23 protein-coding genes are annotated in these 21,861 nt (G+C 66.0%); 21 read left to right on the forward strand and 2 right to left on the reverse strand.

Annotated elements, in window-relative coordinates; translation table 11 throughout:
* Positions 1–4 precede the first annotated feature (4 nt).
* Together ACTWQR_RS11040 and ACTWQR_RS11045 are read right to left on the reverse strand one after the other, a co-directional pair.
* Positions 5–472: a hypothetical protein gene (locus tag ACTWQR_RS11040; RefSeq protein ID WP_443226789.1), complete on the reverse strand. Its 468-nt coding sequence runs from the start codon at positions 470–472 to the stop codon at positions 5–7.
* Positions 462–938 (reverse strand): cupredoxin domain-containing protein, encoded by a 477-nt coding sequence (locus ACTWQR_RS11045; protein WP_443226790.1) that lies wholly within the window; start codon positions 936–938, stop codon positions 462–464. The genes ACTWQR_RS11040 and ACTWQR_RS11045 overlap by 11 nt, the downstream gene beginning before the upstream one ends.
* A gap of 168 nt (positions 939–1,106) precedes the next feature.
* Between ACTWQR_RS11045 and ACTWQR_RS11050 the strand changes: the two genes are divergently transcribed.
* The 21 genes from ACTWQR_RS11050 (at position 1,107) to ACTWQR_RS11150 (ending at position 21,860) form a co-directional block, all read left to right on the forward strand.
* Entirely contained in the window at positions 1,107–1,697 is a 591-nt protein-coding gene (locus ACTWQR_RS11050; RefSeq protein WP_443226791.1) for an RNA polymerase sigma factor, read from the forward strand.
* Positions 1,690–2,460, forward strand: a complete 771-nt coding sequence (locus tag ACTWQR_RS11055; protein ID WP_443226792.1) for a hypothetical protein — start codon at positions 1,690–1,692, stop codon at positions 2,458–2,460. The genes ACTWQR_RS11050 and ACTWQR_RS11055 overlap by 8 nt, the downstream gene beginning before the upstream one ends.
* A 295-nt stretch (positions 2,461–2,755) precedes the next feature.
* Positions 2,756–3,403, forward strand: a complete 648-nt coding sequence (locus tag ACTWQR_RS11060) for a hypothetical protein (RefSeq protein ID WP_443226793.1) — start codon at positions 2,756–2,758, stop codon at positions 3,401–3,403.
* A gap of 139 nt (positions 3,404–3,542) precedes the next feature.
* Complete coding sequence (locus tag ACTWQR_RS11065; protein ID WP_443226794.1) at positions 3,543–3,779, forward strand: hypothetical protein; 237 nt, start codon at positions 3,543–3,545, stop codon at positions 3,777–3,779.
* Positions 3,780–3,808: 29 nt separating this feature from the next.
* Positions 3,809–4,579: a hypothetical protein gene (locus ACTWQR_RS11070; protein WP_443226795.1), complete on the forward strand. Its 771-nt coding sequence runs from the start codon at positions 3,809–3,811 to the stop codon at positions 4,577–4,579.
* Positions 4,546–5,109: a hypothetical protein gene (locus ACTWQR_RS11075; RefSeq protein ID WP_443226796.1), complete on the forward strand. Its 564-nt coding sequence runs from the start codon at positions 4,546–4,548 to the stop codon at positions 5,107–5,109. Before ACTWQR_RS11070 ends, ACTWQR_RS11075 begins: the two co-directional genes overlap by 34 nt.
* Before the next feature lie 347 nt (positions 5,110–5,456).
* Positions 5,457–11,000: a DUF6531 domain-containing protein gene (locus ACTWQR_RS11080; protein ID WP_443226797.1), complete on the forward strand. Its 5,544-nt coding sequence runs from the start codon at positions 5,457–5,459 to the stop codon at positions 10,998–11,000.
* 10 nt (positions 11,001–11,010) lie between these two features.
* Positions 11,011–11,526, forward strand: a complete 516-nt coding sequence (locus ACTWQR_RS11085) for a hypothetical protein (protein ID WP_443226798.1) — start codon at positions 11,011–11,013, stop codon at positions 11,524–11,526.
* A gap of 302 nt (positions 11,527–11,828) precedes the next feature.
* Positions 11,829–12,314 carry a hypothetical protein gene (locus ACTWQR_RS11090; RefSeq protein ID WP_443226799.1) on the forward strand — a complete coding sequence of 162 codons (486 nt, stop codon included), beginning with the start codon at positions 11,829–11,831 and terminating at the stop codon, positions 12,312–12,314.
* A gap of 117 nt (positions 12,315–12,431) precedes the next feature.
* On the forward strand, positions 12,432–13,682 hold the full coding sequence (locus ACTWQR_RS11095) for a hypothetical protein (RefSeq protein WP_443226800.1): 1,251 nt from the start codon (positions 12,432–12,434) through the stop codon (positions 13,680–13,682).
* A gap of 74 nt (positions 13,683–13,756) precedes the next feature.
* Positions 13,757–14,266: a hypothetical protein gene (locus tag ACTWQR_RS11100; RefSeq protein WP_443226801.1), complete on the forward strand. Its 510-nt coding sequence runs from the start codon at positions 13,757–13,759 to the stop codon at positions 14,264–14,266.
* Positions 14,263–14,991, forward strand: a complete 729-nt coding sequence (locus ACTWQR_RS11105) for an ATP-binding cassette domain-containing protein (RefSeq protein ID WP_443226802.1) — start codon at positions 14,263–14,265, stop codon at positions 14,989–14,991. The genes ACTWQR_RS11100 and ACTWQR_RS11105 overlap by 4 nt, the downstream gene beginning before the upstream one ends.
* 117 nt (positions 14,992–15,108) lie before the next feature.
* A complete protein-coding gene (locus ACTWQR_RS11110) occupies positions 15,109–15,261 on the forward strand; it encodes a hypothetical protein (protein WP_443226803.1) in 153 nt (50 codons plus the stop codon).
* A gap of 444 nt (positions 15,262–15,705) precedes the next feature.
* Complete coding sequence (locus tag ACTWQR_RS11115) at positions 15,706–16,431, forward strand: hypothetical protein (protein WP_443226804.1); 726 nt, start codon at positions 15,706–15,708, stop codon at positions 16,429–16,431.
* 21 nt (positions 16,432–16,452) lie between these two features.
* Positions 16,453–17,307: a hypothetical protein gene (locus ACTWQR_RS11120; RefSeq protein WP_443226805.1), complete on the forward strand. Its 855-nt coding sequence runs from the start codon at positions 16,453–16,455 to the stop codon at positions 17,305–17,307.
* Between the two features lie 46 nt (positions 17,308–17,353).
* Positions 17,354–18,664 (forward strand): CpaF family protein, encoded by a 1,311-nt coding sequence (locus ACTWQR_RS11125; protein WP_443226806.1) that lies wholly within the window; start codon positions 17,354–17,356, stop codon positions 18,662–18,664.
* A 40-nt stretch (positions 18,665–18,704) separates the two neighbouring features.
* Positions 18,705–19,658, forward strand: a complete 954-nt coding sequence (locus ACTWQR_RS11130; protein ID WP_443226864.1) for a type II secretion system F family protein — start codon at positions 18,705–18,707, stop codon at positions 19,656–19,658.
* Positions 19,655–20,581: a type II secretion system F family protein gene (locus tag ACTWQR_RS11135; protein WP_443226807.1), complete on the forward strand. Its 927-nt coding sequence runs from the start codon at positions 19,655–19,657 to the stop codon at positions 20,579–20,581. The genes ACTWQR_RS11130 and ACTWQR_RS11135 overlap by 4 nt, the downstream gene beginning before the upstream one ends.
* Before the next feature lie 75 nt (positions 20,582–20,656).
* Positions 20,657–20,908: a hypothetical protein gene (locus ACTWQR_RS11140; RefSeq protein ID WP_443226808.1), complete on the forward strand. Its 252-nt coding sequence runs from the start codon at positions 20,657–20,659 to the stop codon at positions 20,906–20,908.
* Between the two features lie 34 nt (positions 20,909–20,942).
* A complete protein-coding gene (locus tag ACTWQR_RS11145; protein ID WP_443226865.1) occupies positions 20,943–21,392 on the forward strand; it encodes a TadE family protein in 450 nt (149 codons plus the stop codon).
* Entirely contained in the window at positions 21,393–21,860 is a 468-nt protein-coding gene (locus tag ACTWQR_RS11150; protein ID WP_443226809.1) for a TadE/TadG family type IV pilus assembly protein, read from the forward strand. It begins immediately after the preceding gene.
* The last annotated feature ends 1 nt before the right edge of the window (position 21,861 follow it).

Here is a 21,861-nt window from a genome sequence, read left to right on the forward strand (position 1 = left end):
GCGTTCACCCGCGCCCTGGTATGCGCGGGTTCCGTACTCGGTCACCGTTACGGGCTTGCCGTGGGCGAAATGCCCGCGCAGTTCGTCCGCGTCTGCTCAGCAAGGCCAGCGCCACCAGCAGAACGCACCCCGCGGCTTCGACGGCGAGGGTCGGCTTGACCAGGTTCGCGTCAAGAGCTTCCTGGAACCCGAAGAGACCGGAGGTGAGGCTGACGATCAGGGCCACCAGTGTGCCGGCCACGAAGAGCGTTCCCAGCGTCGCGAGGGCGGGCAGGAGGCGGGTGGGTGTGATCAGCAGCGACAACGCGAGCAGCCCGGCCCCGATCGCGTTGAGCAGGAACAGCGTGCCGATCGTGTCCAGATATCGGTAGCCGTCATACCAGAGGTGGAGGTGGATCGCGCCCATGGCCACGACCGTTCCCGCCGCGGTCAGCCGGAGGGCGATGAGCGCGACCGTGCGCTCAGTATCCATTGCCGTTGGTTGTGTTGGTGCTGCTGCCCGTTGAGGCGCCGCCCACGGTGAGCTCGGTCTTCATGCCCATGTCCTTGTGGCCGTCGACGGGGCAGTAGACCTCGTACGTGCCGTCCTTCAGCGTGATGGTGAGGTTCGCCGACTCTCCGGGTTCCAGTGTCCGGGTCTCCTCTTCCGTTCCGGATCCCTCGATCTCCAGGGCATGGTCGTGCTGGCCGTCGTTCTTGGCGACGAAGGTGTAGTCGCCCGCCTTCAACGTCGTCTTGGACAGCTCCATCTTGAAGTCGGTCATCTTCACGTCCACCTGGGTGGTTCCCGGCTCGCCGCTCCGTTCCGGGGGCGACGATGTCGACCCGCCACCGTTGTCGTCTCCGCCTCCGCACGCCACGAGGATGCCCGCCAGTGCTCCGGCGGCCAGCCCGGGCCCGACGTTCCTGCGCGCGAACGTCATGAGCGTCGTCGCCATGTCTCGGCCCTCCGTGAGAAATCGTTCGTGAGAAATCGTTCCTGAGTAGAGGTACGGACGGGCCGCGCCAGGGGATTTCCGGCAATCGGGATCAAGCGGGAGAATGGGGCCGTGATCCCGCGTGGAACCGGGGGAATCCGTTCGGCAAAGTTCGCCGTATCCACTGGTATGCGGAGATTGGGCCTACCAGCCGGGCGGCTCTCGGACGAGGCGCTGCTGGCGGGAATGGCGACCGGCGACCCGGAGATCGCCCTCGCGTTCGTCCGCCGGTTCCAGCGCATGGTCTTCGGCATCGCCATCGCTGTCGTCGACGACCCTCAGCTCGCCGAGGACATCGCCCAGCAGACCTTCGAAAGGGCTTGGCGTCATGCGCAGGTATACGACTCCCGGCGCGGATCGGTGAAGACCTGGCTGGGGACCATCACGCACAACCTGGCGATCGACGCCGTCCGCGCGCGCAAGGCGACCCCGGTCTCTCCCGAGGACCTCGACGCTCTGCTCGGCATCGTTACCCGGACGCCCGATACGCCGGAACAGTGGGCAATGGCAGACGAGGCGGCATCCCGTATACGGGCCGCGGTGGCCGGCCTGCCGCGCCAGCAGGCGCGTGCCGTGGTCATGGCCGGGATCTACGGGATGACCGCACGACAGATATCCGAGGTCGAAGGGATCCCCCTGGGCACGGCGAAGACACGGATCAGGACGGCAATGGGGAAACTGCGGACGGTTCTGGGACCCGAGCGAGCAGATCATGGTTGACAGGGACTGCGCGTGGCTGAGGGCCGTCGCCGACGAGCTGGCACTGGGTATCCTCCCTGGTCAGGAGCGCGCCGAGGCCATCGCCCACCTGGACGGCTGCCCCACCTGCCGGGAGCATGTCGAGCAGCTGACGCTCGTCGGAGACGAACTGCTCTCTCTCCTGCCGGGCAGCGAGCCGCCCGCCGGCTTCGAGACACGGGTGACGGACGGGATGGGCCTGAACCGGCCGACGCGACGGCGGCGACCTCGGGTCGGCGTGGCGGTCGCGGCCGCCGCCGCGATCGCCCTCGGGTTCGGCTTCGGCGGCTGGGCCGTCGGTACGGCCATCGAGGGAGCGTCGGCTCCCTCCTCGCGGAGTTCGGAGCCCCTTGGCTCGGAGCACGGCCTGCTCGCAGCGTCTCTGCTGGCCCCCGACCACCGCCCGGTGGGCCGGATCTTCGCCTATACCGGATCTCCGGGCTGGGTCTACATGTCGGTCCACCTCGACCGGGACGGTTCCGGATCCGACTCGCAGGCCGGAGAGGAGTCCGAGGCAGCAGGCTCGCGTGACGAATACCCGGAGGCCGGAGAGGTCAGCTGTCGCCTGGAGCGTGCGGACGGCACTTCGGTCAACATCGGGGAGTTCTCCCTCGACGACGCCGGCCGGGGTTACTGGGGAGCTCCCACGCGTGTCGACCCGGACACGGTGTCCGGTGCCCGGCTGCTGGCCGCGGACGGCTCCGTCCTGGCCACGGCCCACCTCGACGCACGGCAGAACCAGTGACCGCAGTTCACCCCTCATGCCCGGTCCGGTTCGGTTGGGTTCAGTTCGGTTCGGTCAGTGGCGCCAGACGTGACGTCCGGAGTAGCCGCGGCCGCCGAACTCCTCGTGGCGGGTCACGAGCCGCCGCACGCGCTCCGTCTCGTCCGTCGTCGCGGCCGTGGCGATGGGTACGTGGGGAGCGTACGAATGAGCCGCCGGGACCACGCATACGCGGCCTCGTAGGCTTACGCGCACCAGCCTGCGTCGCAACCGTCGCAATCATGGAAACCGTCGGAACCGGGGGAGAACAAACCACATGGCCCGCTACATGGAAGCGCTCACCATCGAGCGCGGCGGCTTTCGAATAAACGTCCCCGAGTCGTGGTGGGAGTTCGACGTGCGGCCCGAGTCGCGGGACGACTCGATTCGGCGGATGGTGGCCGAACGGGTGCGGCAGCGACCGGAGTTGGCCAAGTACCAGGACACCTACACCGCCTTCCTGCAGAAGGCCGCCGCGGACGCCTGGAAGTCGGGGGCGCTGTACTGCGGGTGCATGGCGGAGAGCTTCGGCGGCGATACGCCGATCACGGGGTCGATCACCGTCTCGAACGTCGGCGGACGTACGCAGGCCGGCGAGCCGCTCTCCACCGATCCCCAGGTCATCGTGAGCCAACTCGGTGTACGGGAAGCCAAGAAGGAGGGCGACGCGTGGCGGAAGGTCACGACCGTCGACATCCCGGGCGTCGGCGTGGCCGCGCGCACGTACGGCATCGAGGACATCCCGGTACCCGGTGACAGCCTCAACCGCACCATCCGTGCCGTACTCATGCAAACGTTCATCCCCGTCCCAGGGCAGGACGGCAAGGTCGCCCTCGTCGCCGGGAGCAGCCAGGTGCTCGACCTCGCGGACTCGTTCTTCGACATCTTTGACGCGATCACGTCGACGTTCCGTTTTGCGGAGTAGGGGGGTAGGGGAGCAGAGGCCGTAGCCATGCGTGGCCACGGCCGGGCCACCGCCGCGTGACCTTCCCACCGAACATCAGTGCCTAGTAACTTCGCTTGCGCGTATGTGTGGTTGACGAGGTTGGCGTGACGGGGGTTGCGTGGTGGCGGGTTATCGGCCGACGGACTGGCATGTGCTGGGTCTGGAGAAGGATCCGACGCCGGGGGATCCGGTCCGGGTGCGGTCGCTGGCGAAGAGTCTGCTCGACTTCGCTGATGACGTCTCCGATGCGCTCCGTCTGGTCAAGGGGATGGCGGAGGAGGATGCCGTCCTGGCGATGGTGGGCAAGACCGCCGATGTGTTCCGGGACGAGTTCTCCGGGTCCCGAAGAAGCTGAAGAAGTCGTACGACCTGGCCGGCGATGCGTTGGCCGCGTACTGGCCGAAGCTGGAGCGCGCCCAGGCGCTCGCCGACCGGGCGCTGGTCAAGGGGCTGGAGGTCCAGGCCGACCTGTCGTCCGCCAAGTCCCGTCTGTCGACGGCCGATTCGTGGGTGACGCGGGCCAACAAGGAGGCCGACAAGTACAAGGAGGACAAGGACGCGGGCAAGGACGTCCCGAAGCCGGACGAGGCGAAGGTCCGCGCCGCGACTCGGGATGCGACCAACGCCCAGTCCGCGCAGAGCTCCGCTCAGGTCGTCGCAGAGATCGACCCGCTGGGCGGCACGGTCCGCACCGCCTACGACGCCCATCACCACCTCATCTCCTCAACGGATCAGGTCGAAAACACCACCAGGGCCGTGAACAACCAGCTGGGGCAGCCCACCGAGGTGACCCGGCCGGACGGTACGGTCGTCCGTTTCACCTACAACGACCTCAACCTCATCACCGCGATCGACCTTCCGGACGGAACCACCTGGCGATACGCCTACGACGAGCGCGGTAACTGCGTCGCGGCAACCGACCCGGAGGGGAGAACGGCCCGCAGCGCGTACAGCGCGGCGTATCGAAGTCGGCGGACAGGGGATTCGCGGTCATATGCCACAAAACTCACCCTACACATTATTTTGGACCAGAGGAGACTAAGTTGGCTCGCAATGTGGAAGCCTACTCCGCACTTCGTGAACTCCCCGCTGACTTTCTTGCAGTATTCTGTCTCGCGTCTGTGGAACGTGGGAGCGGAGTATTCACTGTTCTAGCCCAACCCGCGGACGAAGAGTGGTTCTCTTACGCTCTTGAGGTCGCCTGGAGAGCCCCACTCGGGGAAGTCGACGAGGATGACCTCATCGAGATTCTCGAAGAATTCGAAGGCAGAACAGAATCGATCGACGCCGACGACCCGGGCAGTAAAGGGTTCTCCATCGTGCAGTCCGCGATGCTCGCCGTAAACGCCATCGCTGTTTATATGAACCCTAATCCGGCGCGAGCCGAGATGTCCGGCCAGACACTTGAAACGATTCTCGGAAGTTTCGACTTCAAACTCGGCGGAAGTGTCGTTCCAGTGACTCGGGCAGGGGAGGACGAGGGGGTCGGACGCCTTCAGCAGCTGGAGCAAGATGCTCAGAATTCCCTCCTCGAATCAATCAGATCCCTGATCCGCGATCAAGGCGGAAGTGGCCTCGACAGGGATTTCCTTGAAGGTCTGCGTGACTCCTGCGTCCCCATTCGCGACGAGATCAGGGCTGCCACGGAGTCGGTTGCCGAGCTGGTTGGCTGGGATCAGGAGTGAGGCCGGCCCCTCAGGGGACCGAGACCGGCACATTCGCCGCCAGCCCTCAGGTCGAACCTGTGCGCGAGGCGGTCACACGAGGGGACGGCGAGTTGGACTCCACGCATTGCCGTTAGGCACTGATGGCCGACGTGAGTAGCGGTCCCCAGGGAGACATGTGCCCCTGTCCAGGCCATCCCTATTACAGATTGATAAAGATCGCCCGCCAGTGTGGAGTGCATCGGGGCGAAGCGGATCTTTCCGGCCTTGAGTTTAGGTGATGGACACGTCAATATCCCTTCACGGGTTGTGCACTGAGTGACCAGTGATGTGCACGGGGTGTGGGGGTGGGGGAAGTGCTGAGCTCTGTGTCTGCGCGTGTCCGCGTGCTGATCGTGGCGTTGGTGCTGTCCGTGGTTGCGGGCGGCGGCTGGCTGATCAGGGTCAGTGCCGACGGCACGAGTAGTGCCGGTACAGGGAGCGAGGCGTACCGGGGGCCGCGGCCCGCCGCGCAGCAGGAGGCGGTGTCGCCGAAGGAGCGGCGGGAGCAGACCAAGGACCGCGCGAAGGCGACGAAGCCGCATGGTCTGCCTGCGACGAAGAGCAAGCCCGCCACGGCCGCGCAGATCAAGCTGCACCAGCAGAACCAGCGGCAGTTGAAGGCGGCCGGCCCCAAGGCCACGAGGGAGGCGGCCGGTTCGGGCAGCGGTATCCGTCCGGCCTCCTTCACGACCGGTGCGGATGCGGCCGCGGCGTCGTATTCGGCTGGTGCCCTGTGGCAGGTGACAGCCGACCCGTTCGGGAATACGGCGGCCCAGCAGGGCGGGTTCCTGGCGACGCTCGGCAATCACATCGGTGCCGCGGTGCCGGGCGAGCCGCTCCAGCTGTCCGCCGCGATCTGGCAGACCGGGGGCGCCGACGGTGAGGTGCACCCGGTCAAGGTGCGCTGGCAGTTGGACGCGTACAGCTGCCGCCTCAATCAAGCCGACGAGCAGTGGTTCGACTTCGGCCAGACGGTGCAGGCACCGACGCTGAACACCGGGGTGGAACTGCCGGTGGTGAACGCGTCCATCACGATTCCCACCACCGAGTGCACGTACCCGGTCCCGAGGTACTTCATCTACGTCTGCACACAGGTGATGGACGATCCCACGGACACGGAGTCGTGTGGTTCGTACAACGCCTTCGACATCGTTTCAGCCCTGCCCGACGGCGCGGCCTGCAGCGCGGTGTGCGGGGACGCGAGCGGGTCGGCGGGTACGACGGTGATGCGTGCGGACCCGGTGAATACCGCGACGGGCGCGTTCACGGAGGCATTCACCGACGCCCAGGTCCCTGCGCCGGGGGTGCCGCTGACGGTCGGGCGGGTGTACTCCTCGGACAACACACTCACCGGAGCGTTGGGCAAGGGCTGGCAGCTGCCGTGGGAGACGCGGTTGCAGATCGAGTCCGACGGGGATGCGGTCCTGGTCGGTGAGGGCGGCACCCGCCACACCTTCACCAAGAAGTCCGACGGGACGTTCACCACTCCTGCGCAGGCCCGCTCCAAGCTGGCCGCGGACGGCAGCGGCTTCAAGGTCACGACAGCGGATCACTCGACGTACGGGTTCAACGCCTCGGGTCGGCTGACCGCGGTGAAGGACCGCACCGGCCGCGGTCTGACCTTGGCCTACACCGGTGGTCAGCCCACCCAGATCACGGACGCGGCGGGGCGGACAGCCGCCCTCGCCTACGCCGGTGACCGGCTGGACAAGCTGACGCTGGCCGACGGCCGGGTGGTCGACTACACCTACACCGGGGATCAGTTGACCGGTGTGACCGCGCTGGACGGCAAGACGGAGACCTACGGCTACAGCGCCTCCGGCTTCCTCGACAAGGTCACCAACGCCCGCGGCAAGACCGTCACCTCGAACGTCTACGACACCCAAGGGCGGGTGACGTCGCAGACCGACGCGATCAGCCGGACGACCACGTTCGCGTACTCGAAGAACGGCGTGTTCGACCAGGTCGATGTCACGGCCCCCGACCAGGGCGTATGGACGGACATCTACTACAAGAACGTCCTGTTCACACAGCTCGACCCGCTCAACAACAAGAGCTACTACCGCTACGACAAGTTCTTCAACCGCACCAGCGCCGTCGACGCGGAGACCCGTGAAACCCAGTGGGACTTCGACACCTCCGGCCGGCTGAAGCGCCGGTCCAACGCCGCGTCGGACGAGGAGTGGTCGTACGACGCCAAGGGGAACGTCGCCGCCTACTGGGACGGCGAGTACAACAAGACCGTCTTCGGCTACAACACGAGCAACCAGCTGATCTCGGCCACGGATCCGCTGGGCAAGACGTCGAGCTACGGCTACAACGCCACCACCGGGCTGCTGGAGACGTCCACCACGGCGCGCGGCAAGACCACGACCTACGGCTACGACGCCGACGGCAATCTGACGTCGGTCACCACGCCGAAGGGCAACAAGACCACCTACGCGTACGACGCGTCGGGCCGGGTGAAGACGGTCGTCGACCCGCGCGGCAACGTCAGCGGCGCGGATCCGGCGAAGTACACGACGGCCTTCACGTACGACGCCGCCGACCGCACCAAGTCGGTCACCGACGCGCGCGGCAGCACCACCGGCTACGACTACGACGAGGTCGGCAACCCCACCACGGTCACCGATGCCCTGCAGCGGGTCACCACGTATGCCTACAACGAGGCCAACCAGCTGTACCTGATCACGGATCCGGTGCAGAAGCAGACCAGCCTCGGTTACGACCCGGCGGGCCGCCTGAACAAGGAGATCAACCGCCGGGGTGCGAAGGTCACCTACGAGTACGACAAGGCCGGCAACCAGACCCAGGTCGTGAGCGCCCGCGGCAACATCGCAGGGGCCGACGCATCGAAGTACACCTGGAAGATCGGCTACGACAAGGTCGGCAACCGCAAGACGGTCACCGACCCGCTGGGCAAGACCACGGCGTTCACCTGGGACACGGACAACCGGCCGCTGTCGACCACCGACCCGCTCAACCACACCCGCAGCGTCGCCTACGACGACAACGGGTCCGTCACCAAGACCACCGACGGCCTCGGCCACGGCACGACCCTGGTCTACGACGACAACAACCGTCTGCTCTCGTCGAAGACCTGGGCCGGCTATCTCACCAGCTACGAATACGACGACGACGGCAACCTGGCCGCCGAGGTCTCCCCGGAGACCGAGCGCACCACGTACGGCTACGACGATGACGGTCACCTGGCGAGCACCGTCGACCCGCGTGGCAACGTCACCGGCGCCGACCCGGCGAAGTACACCTCGGCCTATGGCTACGACCCGGCGGGCAACCCCACCTCGGTCACCGACCCGCTGGGCCACCAGACCAAGACCGGCTACGACGCCGTCGGTAACGTCACCTCGGTCACCGACGCCGGCAGTAAGCAGACCGCCTACGAATACGACGAGCTGGGACGCCCCACCAAGGTCATCGCGCCGGACACCGGCACCACCAGCCTCACGTACGACGCCGCCGGTTTCCTGGGCACCAGCACCGACGCCAACACGAACACCACCACCTACGGCCACAACTCCGAGGGACAGCTGACCTCGGTCAAGAACCCGCTGGCCAAGACCGTCTCCTACGAGTACGACCTCGACGGCAACCGCACCAAGGTCACCAACGCCCGCGCGCAGACCATCACCACCACCGTCGATGCCCGCAATCTGCCCATGCAGGTCACCTACTCCGACGGCACGCCGGCGCAGACGTACACGTACGACGACGCCAGCCGTATCACCGGTGTCACGGACGCGACGGGTTCCCGCACGCTGGCCTACGACAACGACGACAAGATCCTGTCGATCACGTCACCGGGCGCGGCCAAGCCGTTCAGCTACGTCTGGAACACCGACGACACTCTCAAGTCGCGTACGTACCCGGACAACCGGGCCACCAGCTACACGTACGACAAGGTCGGCCGGATCAAGAGCCAGACCGCCAACAGTAAGGCCACCAACTACGCCTACGACAAGGCGGGCAACCTCACCTCGGTGACGCTGCCCACCACCACGGCGCGCACCGAGACCCGCACCTACGACGAGGCCGGCCGCCTGGCCGCGATGACCACGCCGACCGGCAGCAACACCTACACCTACGACGAGAACAGCCGCCTCACCCAGGACAAGCCCGGCACCGGCAACCCGACCCGCTACGCGTACGACGACGCGGGCCGCACGACCAGGTCCTGCACCGACACCTCGGCCACGTCCTGCCTGACCGGCACCACCGGGGACACGTACAGCTACGACAAGGTCGGCAACCTCAAGACCTCGACCGCCTCGGGCACCACGACGTCGTACGTATACGACGCCGGCGACCAGTTGTCCTCGACCACTGCCGGGTCGACGACCACGAGCTACACCTACGACGCGGACGGCAACCAGACCAAGGACGACGACGGCACCTACGCCTACGACCCGGCCGGCCGGGTCAAGTCCGCGACCATCGGCAGCGACAGCTTCTCGTTCCTGTACGACGCGGACGGCAACCGCACCGTCGCCAACAAGAACAACGCGCTGATACGCACCTCGCGTTGGGACATCAACAACGCTCTCCCGCAGATCGCCACCGACACCGACGCTTCCGGCGCACTCATCGCGGACTACCACTCCGACCCCGACGGCACGGCCCGCTCCATGGACCGCACCGTCGGCTCCTACTACTTCACCCAGGACCGGCAGAACTCTGTCAGTGCAGTCTTCGACTCGGCGGGCGTCGACAACTACCACTACACGTACGGTCCTTGGGGCGCCTCCACCGGCACCGCCACCATCAGCGGCGGCCAGTCCAGCGTCTACGGCTACACCGGCCAGTACAAAGACCAGTACCTGCCCGACCGCCTCCAGCTGCGCGCCCGCTCCTACGACACCACCCAGCAGCGCTTCACCACCCAGGACCCGGTCTCGGCCGCCGCGGACAACCCCAACCAGTCCGCCTACAATTACGCCGACAACGACCCCGCCAACCTCGCCGATCCCTCCGGAAACTGCCCGACGTGCATCGGCGCAGGCCTCGGCGCACTCGTCAGCGGCGGCATCTACGCCTACCAGCACCAGGACGACTTCGACTGGGGCGACTTCGCCGTCGCCACCGGCAAGGGCGCCCTCATCGGCGCCGGCGCAGGCTTCCTCGCCCCGGCGGGCATGGGCCTCGCGGGCTCGCTCGGCCTCTCCGGCGGGCGTGCCCTTGGAGTCGCAGCCATCACCGACGCCGCCATCGGGATGGGCTACACCTGGGCCATCAACACCGCCCAATGCCAGCCCACCACACCTGGAGACCTCCTCATCGGAGGGCTCGGTGGGGCACTTGGCCCCCTGGTCGGCCCTGCTTGGGGAGCCCTGAAGGGCTTCCGCCCCTTCGCCCCCAGGGTCACCGTCTCCGCGCACACGGATGCCGTGTACCCACCCAGCACTCGCGGTGCAGGTGCCGGCAAACCCCCGTGGGCTCCCTTGGACACGTATCCGGCTGCACCCGGCTGGACCCCCGCTGACCAACTGCGGCATGCCGACCAGCTGGCGCTGGATATGGCTGGTAACAGCATTTCCACGTACATCAAGAGGACCGGAAACCGCAGTTATGTCGGCGGGTACAACACCGAAACGGGTGAGATAGCCGTCGGTTCTTCCGGTACCCGTACTCCAGGGGCGCCCAGCTACTGCGCAGAAGGCAACGTGTGCAACGCGCTCGGAGGGGATGGCGCCAAGGTGATCTTCGGCAATGCATACACCGTCGAACGCCAAGCCGGTGGGGCTCTGATGGTGGTTCCCAAGCCTGTGTGTGTAAAGTGCCAGGCAGATTATCCTGAGTCACAATTCGTTGATGGTGTAAAACCGGAGCCTGGCGGCCCCTGGGGTAAGTGAGGGTATGCACGTGCGGACGCTGGAATTTGAGATCTCACGTCATTCTTGGAAAGATATGGAATGCGGCTGCAACAAAACTGCAGCGCACATTCCTGCTGATTTCATGTCCGCCCTGCGCGGCCCTCTCCCGGATCGAATCGGTGAAGGGTGGGCAGACAACCACGCCTACATCCAGTCGAACCTCATGGAGCCTGCTGCGGCGACGGCGGCAATGGTCGCAGCGTGTCTCGCGGACCGTGAAGTGCCGCTGGAATGGAGGCCGCACCTTCTCGGCGTCCTCTCTAATCTCGTCTACGGAGAGCAAGAAGAAATTGCCGAGTCCTGCAAGTCGGCAGTGCGCGGATGCACTGAAGCTCTGTTCGAGGAGATCGCATCGGGCAGATCCAAGATGGCCGCCGCTTATGCGTTCGAATTGCTGATGGCATACGAAGAGCTGAAGGCCAGGCTGGTTTTCTACCAGGCTGCAGCTCAGGCGAATCTTCCGGAGGACCTGCACCCAGGGCGCTTGGACCTCAGCGCCCTGTAGTGCCGAAGATTACGCGACATGCACAGATATCGATCGTGGGTGTCGGCGGGCGTGACCAGATCATCTGGTTCTGGCCGACCACAGCTACGCCCCCGACCCGGTCCTCGCCTTCCTCGGCAGCCTCTGATCCCTACCGTTATGCCGCAAACCGGTCTGGGCCTGTGGTAAGAGCTTGTTCGGGGCTGGCGCGAAGCTCAGCCATCCAAATTCAGGCATCCTGAGGATTTCCCTTCACAGCGTGACCTTGTATTGTCATCGGCTGCTTCTTGAGGAAGAATCAGCGAAGAAGATCAACCGATTTCATGAAGGGGCACAAAATGAGATCACGGGTTGTCCATCGAATTGGCGCGGCGACCGCGGCGCTGGCTGCGGCGATGCTTGTGAACGCGCCCGGAGCCAGCGCCAACTGGAGTAGTTACATCTCGGAATGGGGGCCTTATAGCGAGTCACGCCGCTGGACGGACGAATCTTACTCAGAAGTGCGGTTCGCGAACTGCTACGGGGCGGACGAAGTAATGGATTGGACCGAAGTCAGGCTGAGGCGAGTGGTCGATAACGTTCCGGATGTGAACTACGGCACGAAGACGTACACCAACTGCTTCAACTATATCGAGGGGTCCGATTCTCACTATGTAAGCGCAGGGGCATGGACCGGCCTGCCTTACAGCGCGGCTACCTACGAGGGCGGCGAGTACAAGGGGGGCTACTACTTCGACACCCCGCACATGGATGCGACCGGGCCCCTGAATGTGGAAACCGTGTACCAGGACACCACTCAAGCTGATTGACCCAACTGATTGACACCGGGGCGGCGGAGATTCCGTCGCCCCGGTGTCGTAATCTGAAACTCTGGTATTCTGCGAATGAGATTCACAGCGTCATTGAGATCGAGCACGGCCGCCAAGATGGCGATCTTTGCGCTAGGGCTTACGCTTTTCTACCATCTGGATAATGCCGCTATCCGGCTGCAAGATCAGTCTTATGCCCCAGCGATCGTGGCGGATGCCGTAGGTTCCATAAGCGCATTCGCGTACGCCGTAGCCGGAGCGCTGGCCGCCTGGGAGAGCGGGCGACTCAAGCGTGCACAGATATTGGACTCGACGCTGGTACGGTCCCGCTATTTTGTGGGTTTCAACGCGATCCTGCCGGTCTTGCTACTGTGCTGGATCATGCTGCTGCTCCCCGTCACGATCTCGTTCGTGGAAGCGGCCGTAGTCCCGACTGCTGACAGTTTGCGCCCGCTTGCCCAGCAGCTCGTTCTCTGCGTCATTCATGCGATCATTGGGTACGTAGTCGGCTCGTACGTGCCACGCCTGATCGCAGCGCCGCTGCTGGCGGTTTCTATTTACGGATTCGTCGCATTCTCCGTTTCCATGGAATCTTACTGGGTGAGACATGTCTCGGGAAACTATTACGAGCCCTTGATGTTCGGCGAACTGGCGTCCTTCTCCGCCTTGTATCCGCCGTTGCTATTTTTCGGGTCCGTAGCGGTAGCAGCGATGCTCCTCTGGTCGCCGATCGGGTCGTCAATGGTTAGAGCTGCTCTGGCCGTGGCCGTTGCCATCGCCGGCATGTATGGGGCAGGAGCTGCCGTTCAGGACCGTGGCCCCAGTCTTCCTGTTGTGTCGCACACAGAACCTGACGAGTGTTTTGGAGACGCCCCGAAGATCTGCGCGCCAGTCGCATTCGATGTCGATCTGCAATCAGTTCGCGATCAGGCAGTATCCGTCATTGGTCAGCTCAACGCGGTTGGCGTGAACGTCTCCCCGGAGTTGATTACGGACCGTACGGCATACGGCAGGTATCAGAAGCCGTCTGATGACGAAACCTGGCGCACGGAGATTGTCGTAGGACTGTCGGATGACAGCTTGAGATTCCGATTGATGAGCAGCGCACTCCGCTTCCCCTGCGCAGCCCCCGACCCCATCGTGCGACGGGCAGTTCTTCTGTGGGCAGCTGAGAACATCCATGAACGACGTGCTTTCGAAAATCAGCTGGGACGCGACTTGCATATCCTCTACTCGGCGCAACAGGAGGACGAACAGGTTGCTGATGACATAGAGGATATCGCGCGCACTGGTCTCGATCTTTCGAAAGAGGATCAGGGTTACTGGTACCGACAGACTGCCCGCAAAGCCTGCGAGGTCGGAATATGATCTGGTGGCTAAAGGTGCGGCGTGCTCGCCTTGTCCTGTCTGTATCGCTTCTGTTGTACGCTGCGCTCCTTTTGGTGCTCAATGGCCAGTCGTTTATGATGCCAACCTGGGACGCCGGCACCGCGCAAGCCCGCCTTACACTTTTCGTGCCGCTCGTGATCACCATCGGGCTCGGCCTGTGTATGGAATCGCGGCTCACGGCGCCAGAGGTAGCCGGAATTCGTCCGATCAACCGTCTCGACATCTGTATGTCAGTGGTATCAACACTCGGAGCATTGTTGCTGGGTGTGCTTCTGTCTTTCCTGATCGATTCACCGGAATTCGCGACTGCCGGCCGCAACTCAGTATTCCTTTCAGGGTTGCTCCTGGTTGCGTGGCCTGTACTACGTGAAGCAGCGGTGCTCGTTCCCACAGCCTGGATATTTGTTGTTATGCTGACTGGATTTCGGTCCCCCCTTGATGCTTATCCATGGACAATAATTCCTGAGCCTTCCGACAGGCCCCACGCCTGGATCGGGGCATGCCTGGCATTCCTTCTGGGTATTTTCGTTCAGGCTCGGACCGTACAAAAGGAATCACTGTGACCCTTGTGTTCGAAGAGTGCCGGTACTCGTACCGGTCTTGGCGCCGCCCTATCTTGGACGGGTTGTCTCTTGTGCTGCCCGAAGGTTTCACGATTCTGCTGGGTCCCAATGGGGCCGGTAAATCAACTATGCTGAAGCTTGCAGCGGCTGTCAGCGCCCCTCAGCGTGGAATGGTTTCTTTTCGTGGTGTCGACTCCAAGAAAAAGGAGTACCGGCGGTTGGTCTCGTGGATGCCGCAGCAAATCACTCCGGTGGCAGGACTCACGGTGCGCGAATACGTTGCTTACGTGGGCTGGCTAAAGGGAATGAGCAAGGCGGATGCGTGGGATCGCGCTGTCCAAGCGCTTGAGCGCGTCGAGTTGCAGGACAGGACCAATGTGAAGACCAACCAGCTCTCAGGTGGTCAGATGCGGAGGGTCGGTGTAGCTGGTGCGCTTGTGCACGATGCCGGGCTTCTACTCCTGGATGAACCGACAGCAGGTATGGATCCCAGGCAGCGTCGGGTATTCCGGGATGTGATCCGTTCCCTGAGCGGTGAGGTGCAAGTGTTGATGTCTACGCATGACATCGCAGATCTGGCAGAAGAAGCTGATGCGGTGACTGTCGTCAACGACGGGCGAATACTTACATCCAGCAGCGTCGACGAGTTCATGAAAGCGGCTTCCCCTGACAGCGCTCCCGGCCGCATTGCCGAATCTGCGTACTCGGCCGTGCTCGGCGCTTAGTTGGTACTGCAGCCGCAGTAATGGGGGGCGGTGGCCCCGGCGGCGGTAGTGGCTGAGACGGGCGCGCTGTTGATGGCGGCGGCGCCGGCGTGACCAGTGCCGGATGTGTTCGGTTTCGTGCCGAACGGCCTGGGCTACGGGAACGCCGGGGAGGGGCTCCGCCACCTGGTCAAGGAGCCGCAAGGCGGCGAACTCGCCCCGGGCAGCATCACCCGCATCGCCCGAGCCGCCCTCGTCCTGCTCCAGTTGGAACACGACCACACCACCTGACCGAAGATCACCAATCGTCGCGAGACCTACCGAGAAGGCTCAGCAACTGTCACTTCCTGGTGCCGTGCTGGTGGTTGTCCGCCTGGTTCTGACTGGATCCGCTTGGGTCCGACCATCGATGGCTTCGAAGTGAATAACGTGTAGAGATCATGGCTCTCTTGAGGTGAGATTTCGGCGTGCAGGTTTCGAAGGGCTCGCGCGTGCTGGCTGGGGTCTCGCGGATGCTGTAGTGGTCAAGCGGTAGATGGCTCCGCGTGGCGCCTCTGAGGCTCGTGGTCACTATCACGCCTTGAGGGGCTTATGCGCTGCTGATACGGTGCGGTGACTTGACACTCATTCCACTCATGGCTATTTGGCCAGGTCGGGCAGTATGCCGGATGAGGGGTGAGGTGTTCTAAGTGTCCAGAATGACGAAACCTTCTTGGGTGTACGGGGAGCGGTCGCGTGAAGATCCAAGAGCGTACGGGGGCGGGCAACAACCGTTCCGCTGCGCCGGTTCAGCCGACGATGGGCGAGCGCCTTCCCGCGCCGCCTCGCGAGCGCAAACCCGCGTTGGCCGCGCTTGCGGTGCTGCTGATCCTCGTGGGTGCGCTCGGGGCGACCATGCTGGTGCTGCGCGCGGGGGATCGTATTGAGGTCGTGAAGGTGACGACCGACATCCAGGCCGGAGAATCCGTCACCAAGAGCAACGTGACCTCCGTCATGGTGTCGGCGGACTCGGGCCTCGACTACGTCGAGTGGTCCGAGCGCGCGGCTCTCAAGAACTACAAGGCCAAGTCGACCATCTACAAGGGCAGCGTGCTCGTCGGCCAGATGTTCGCGAAGGGGGCCTCTCTCCCGGCCGGCAAGGCCTCCGTAGGCGTCGCTCTCAAGGAGGGCCAGTACCCGTCCGGCCTGAAGCCCGGCGACATCGTCGCCGCGTACCGCGTCGGCGAAGACAGCGGCGGCTCCAACGCCAGCTCCGGCAGCGACAGTTCGGCCGGTGCGCAGAGCAGAAACTCCCTCATCGTCGACGACGCGCGCGTCAACACCACGAGCAGCGGCGACGACGCCACCATCAGTACCGGCAGCCTCTCGGTCACCGTCCTCGTCGACCAGTCCGACGTCCCCGCCCTCACCGCGGCCGCCGCCGCGGGCAAGGTCGCCGTCGTCCTCGTCCCCGGCAACTAAGGCAAGAGAGTCACCCACCCCATGGCCCTCATCGCCCTCGCCGCAGACAAAGGCTCCCCCGGCGTCACCACCGCGGCCGTCGCCCTCGCCGCGGTCTGGCCCCGTCGAGTCCTCCTCGCCGAGACGGACCCGGCCGGCGGCGACCTCGTCTACCGCAGTGCCGCCGCGCACGGCGGGCCGCTGAACCCCAACACCGGCATGCTGTCCATCGCGGCCACCGCCCGCCGTGGCCTCGTGCCGGACCAACTCTGGGACCACGTCCAGCCGTTGAGCGGCGGGCTCGAAGTCCTCGTCGGGCTCGGCAACGCCGAGCAGGCCGCCGGGCTCGCGGGCCTGTGGCCCACCCTCGGCCGTGCCTTCGCGCAGCTCGCCGACTCCCCGCACGCGCCCGCCGACGTCATCGCCGACTGCGGCCGGATCAGCGGCGATACGCCCGCCGTCGAGATGTTCTCGCAGGCCGCGCTCGTACTCCTCGTCTCCCGCACCGAGCCGGAGGCCATCGCGCGCGTACGCGACCGGGCCGCCGCCCTCACCACCAAGCTGCACGGCGGGGCGCGCGGCGCGGCCACGCTCGGCACGCCCCTCATCGGCGTCATCCTGATCGCCGACCCGAGCGAGTCCGGCAAGCTCCTCCACCAGGTCAACGACATGCTGGTGCACGCCCAGACCGGTGCCCGGGTCGTCGGCACGGTCGCCGACGACCCGGCCGGCGCCGACCAGTTGGCCGGCCGCAGGCGCGGGCGGCTCGACAAGTCGCTGCTCATCCGGTCGGCGCGCAAGGTGACCGCGGATCTCTACCAGCAGTTCGGTGCGGCCTGGGCCGTACCGGCGGCCGCCGGACCCAACGGACAGTCCGCCGCGGGGGCCGGCCGATGACCGCGGCCAGTGAGAACAACAAGAAGAGGACTGCGGGGGCGGGACGATGACCGCCGTCGACCACCAGCTCGTCAAGCGGTTCCGGCAGGACGCCGGTGACCGCATCGCCGAGCAACGCCGCCTCGACCAGGTCTCCGGCGTCACGCCGATGTCCAACGAGGACGAGCGGCACTACGCGCGAGCGGTCATAGCCCAGATCCTCGAGGACTACGCGCGGATCGAGATCAACTCCGGCCGCACACCCCTCGACGCCGAGACCGAGGAGCAGTACGCGGCCGCCGTGCACGCCGCCCTCTTCGGCGTGGGCCGGCTGCAGCCGCTGCTCGACAACCCCGAGGTCGAGAACATCGACATCAACGGGTACGACCAGGTCTTCGTCGGCTACGCGAACGGCGAGGAGGTCACGGGCGATCCCGTCGCGGAGAACGACGAGGAGCTCATCGAGCTGATCCAGATCCTCGGCGCCTACTCCGGCCTCTCCTCCCGGCCCTTCGACTCCGCGAACCCGCAGCTCGACCTGCGGCTGCCCGACGGTTCGCGACTGTCCGCCGTCATGGACGTGACACGCAGGCCCGCCCTGTCCATCCGCCGCGCCCGCATGGGCAAGGTCTTCATGTCCGACCTGGTGGGGAACGGGACGTTGACGCCCGAGGTGGGGCACTTCCTCGCCTGCGCCGTCCGGGCCCGCAAGAACATCATGATCGCGGGCGCGACCAACGCCGGTAAGACGACGCTGCTTCGGGCGCTCGCCAACGAGATCCCGCCGCACGAGCGCCTCATCACCGTCGAGCGCGCCCTGGAGCTCGGGCTCGACACCTTCGTCGACCTGCACCCCAACGTGGTGGCCTTCGAGGAGCGGTTGCCCAACTCGGAGGGCCAAGGCGCCATCACCATGGCCGAGTTGGTCCGCCGGTCGCTGCGTATGAACCCCTCCCGCGTCATCGTCGGTGAGGTCCTCGGCGACGAGATCGTGACCATGCTGAACGCGATGTCCCAGGGCAACGACGGCTCGCTGTCCACGATCCACGCCAACAGCTCCAGCGAGGTCTTCAACCGTATTTCCACGTACGCGCTCCAGGCCAACGAACGGCTCCCCATCGAGGCCAGCCAGATGCTCATCGCGGGCGCGGTGAACTTCGTCGTCTTCGTTCAGCGGCGCAACAACTACCAGGCGGGCGGCCGCCTTCAGCGCGTGGTCACCTCGATCCGCGAGGTCAACGGCGTCGACGGACGTGTCCTGTCCAGCGAGGTGTTCGCGGAGACGCCGGACGGCCGGGTCGTACCGCACGCGCCCATCGCCTGCCTCGAAGACCTGATCCAGCACGGCTATCGCCTGCCCGGCGGGAACTGGGGGTGACCTGACCATGCCTCTAGCCGCTCTCGACTCGCTCGGCTCCATGGGCGGGCTGTTCTCGACGACGGTCCTGTACGCGCTCGCGTGCGGCATCGCGGTCGGCGGTGGCCTCGCCCTGTTCGCCGTCGCGGTGCGCGGACTGCCCGCCAAACCCGAGCACGAGAAGCAGAAGGCGAGTGAACGGGCCAGTGAGCTCGTACGGTTCGCCGGTCAGCGGGGCTCGATCGCGGCCGGCGTCGGCATCGCCGTCCTGCTGCTCACGCGGTGGGCGGTGGCCGGCATAGCGGCCGCCATCCTCGTCTTCTTCTGGGACAAGCTCTTCGGCGGCGCCTCCGAGGAGAAGTCCGCGATGCGCCGCGTGGAGGCGCTCGCGTCCTGGACCGAGTCGCTGCGCGACACCATCGCGGGCGCGGTCGGCCTGGAGCAGGCCATCCCCGCGTCCGCCCGCGCGGCGGCGCCCGTCCTGCGCCCGCATCTCGACGCCCTCGTCGACCGACTCCGCTCCCGTACGCCCCTGCCCGAGGCGCTGCAGCAGCTCGCCGACGAGATCAACGACGCCTCGGCCGACATCATCGTGGCCGCGCTGATCCTCAACGCGCGTCTGCGCGGCCCAGGGCTGCGTCAGGTGCTGGGGGCGCTGGCGAAGTCGGCGCGCGAGGAGGTCGACATGCGGCAGCGCGTGATGGCCCAGCGCGCCTCGACCCGCCGGTCCGTACAGATCGTCGTCGCCGTCTCGGTCGCCTTCGTCCTCGGACTTTCGATCTTCAACCGCGAGTTCGTCGAGCCGTACGGCACGGCGGTGGGACAGCTCGTACTCGCTTGCGTCTGCGGCCTGTTCGCGCTCGGCTTCCTGTGGCTGCGCAAGCTGTCGACCATCGAGACGCCGGAACGGTTCCTGGTCCGGGACGAGGCGGCGGTCCAGTTCGTACGTCCCCGAATGCCGTCGCCGTCCCAGCCGCAGTCGCTGCCGCAGTCGGAAGAGGGGGTCCGCCGATGAACTCGACCCTGACCATGCCCGTCGTGGTCGGCGCGGTTCTGGGGCTCGGGATCTACGCCCTCGTACGCGCCCTGATGCCGACGAAGCGGAGCGCGGTGTCGCAGGTCGCGCGTATCGACGCGATGCGGGCGCGGGGAGCCGCGTACGAGTCCTCGCACCGCACCGCCGACGCCGGGCGGCTCGGGAGCGTACGGACCGGAGTGGGCCGGCGCGTCTCCGAGTTCTATCTGCAGCAGGGCTGGGAGCTGCGGTCGCTGCGGGCCGACCTGGCGGTCCTTGACCGGAGTTGGGAGAACTTCCTCGCGACGAAGGTGCTGCTCGCGGCCGGCGGACTGTTCTTCGGGCCCTTGCTGTTCGCGGTCGTCTGGACGCTCGGCGTCGGCAGGAGCCCGATCATCCCGATCTGGCTGGCGTTGCTCTGCGCGACCGTCTTCTTCTTCCTCCCGGACCTGGAGGTACGCCGGGACGCGGCCGAGAAGCGCCGGGACCTGCGGCGTGTGATCGGCGCCTATCTGGACCTGGTGTCGATGAGTCTGGCGGGTGGCCGTGGTCTCCCGGAGGCCCTGATGGCCGCCGCCGAGGTCTCCGACGGCTGGGCGACGCAGCGCATCCGCAACGCGCTCGCGGACGCCCGCATCACCGGCATCAGCCAGTGGCAGGCCCTCGGCACGCTCGGCGAGGAGCTGGGCATCGAGGAACTCAAGGACCTGTCGGCCTCGTTGGCGCTCGTCGCGGACGACGGCGCGAAGGTGCGCGAGTCGCTCGCCTCGCGCGCCGAGACGATGCGGCACCGCGAGCTCGCCGAGATCGAGGGCAGCGCCGGCGAGAAGTCGCAGTCGATGCTCGTGGCGCAGCTGCTGCTCTGCGCCGGCTTCCTGGTCTTCCTGATCTTCCCGGCGGCGATGCGTGTGTTCCAGGTCTGACATGGACTACTGCTTCGAATCCTGCTTCGACAACTACTTCTTCGATTCTTCGAGTCTTCGAGAGGACAACTCACCATGAACGGACGGAACTTCAACACCGGGATCCCGGGGGTGGACTTCCTGATCACCTTCCTCCAGAGCCGGGTGCGGCGTGCCCGCTCCGGCGAACTCGACCGGGGTGCGTCCGCGGTGGAGTGGGTCATCATCTCGGCGGTCGTCGTGGCGATCGTCGGGGTGGTCGCCGCGATCATCAACGAGGCGCTCAGCACGGGCGCGGAGAAGGTCGGTGACTGCATCGAGGGCGCGGACGCGGGCAGCACCTGCTGACACGTCCCACTTGTCCGACATCTCTCATACGGGGTTGCTGGTGAGCGTACGACGCTGGGTACGCCGCCGGGTGGAGGCCGCCTCCGCCCGGGGTGACTCCGGCATGACCGCGATCGAGTTCGTGCTGCTCACGCCGGTGCTCTTCTTCATGATCTTCGCGACGGTGCAGTTCGCGCTGTACTTCTTCGCCGACCACGTCGCCCAGGCGGCGGCACAGGCCGGCGCCCGCAAGGCCCGCGCGACGGCCGACGAGTCGCCCGGCGCGTGGCGGGGCGAGGCACGGGACGTGGTCGAGAGCTACATCTCGCAACTGGGACCGCAGTTGGTTCTCTCCCCGGACGTGGAGATGCTCCAGCCGGAGCAGAACACGGTGGGGGTGGAGATCACGGCGCGGGTGCCGGCGGTGTTTCCCGGGCTGGATCTGACGGTGCACGCACAGTCGGTGGGGCCGGTGGAACGGTTTGTTCCGGAGGACGAGAACTAGATGCGCTCTCTCGTACGTACGTGGGCCTGGGCCTGGGCCAGGGCCAGGGTCAAGGCCAAGGCCAAGGTTCTGTCCGCCGGTGACCGTGGGCTGTCCACCGTCGAGGTGGTGATCCTCGCGCCGGTGATGATCCTCTTCATCCTGGTGCTGGTGGCCTTCGGGCAAATGGTGGACGGGCGCGGAGCGCTCGACGGCGCGGCGCGGGACGCGGCTCGCTCCGGCTCGCTCCAGCGGGAGGTGGGCACCGCGATGGCGGAGGCCCAGAAGGCCGCGGACGCCGATCTGGCGGACGTCTGCGCCGGTCCGGTGACCGTGGACAAGACGAGCCCCGGCTTCGCGGAGGCCGACCTGTTCACCGTCGAGGTCAGCTGCGAGGTGCGGGGCCTGGCCATGCTCGGCCTGGACGTCCAGACCAGGCTGTCGGCGTCGTTCACCGCGCCGCTGGACCCCTTCAAGAGGAAGGCGTGAC

It is taken from the genome of Streptomyces sp. 2A115 (genome assembly GCF_052245575.1).
Classification (GTDB): domain Bacteria; phylum Actinomycetota; class Actinomycetes; order Streptomycetales; family Streptomycetaceae; genus Streptomyces.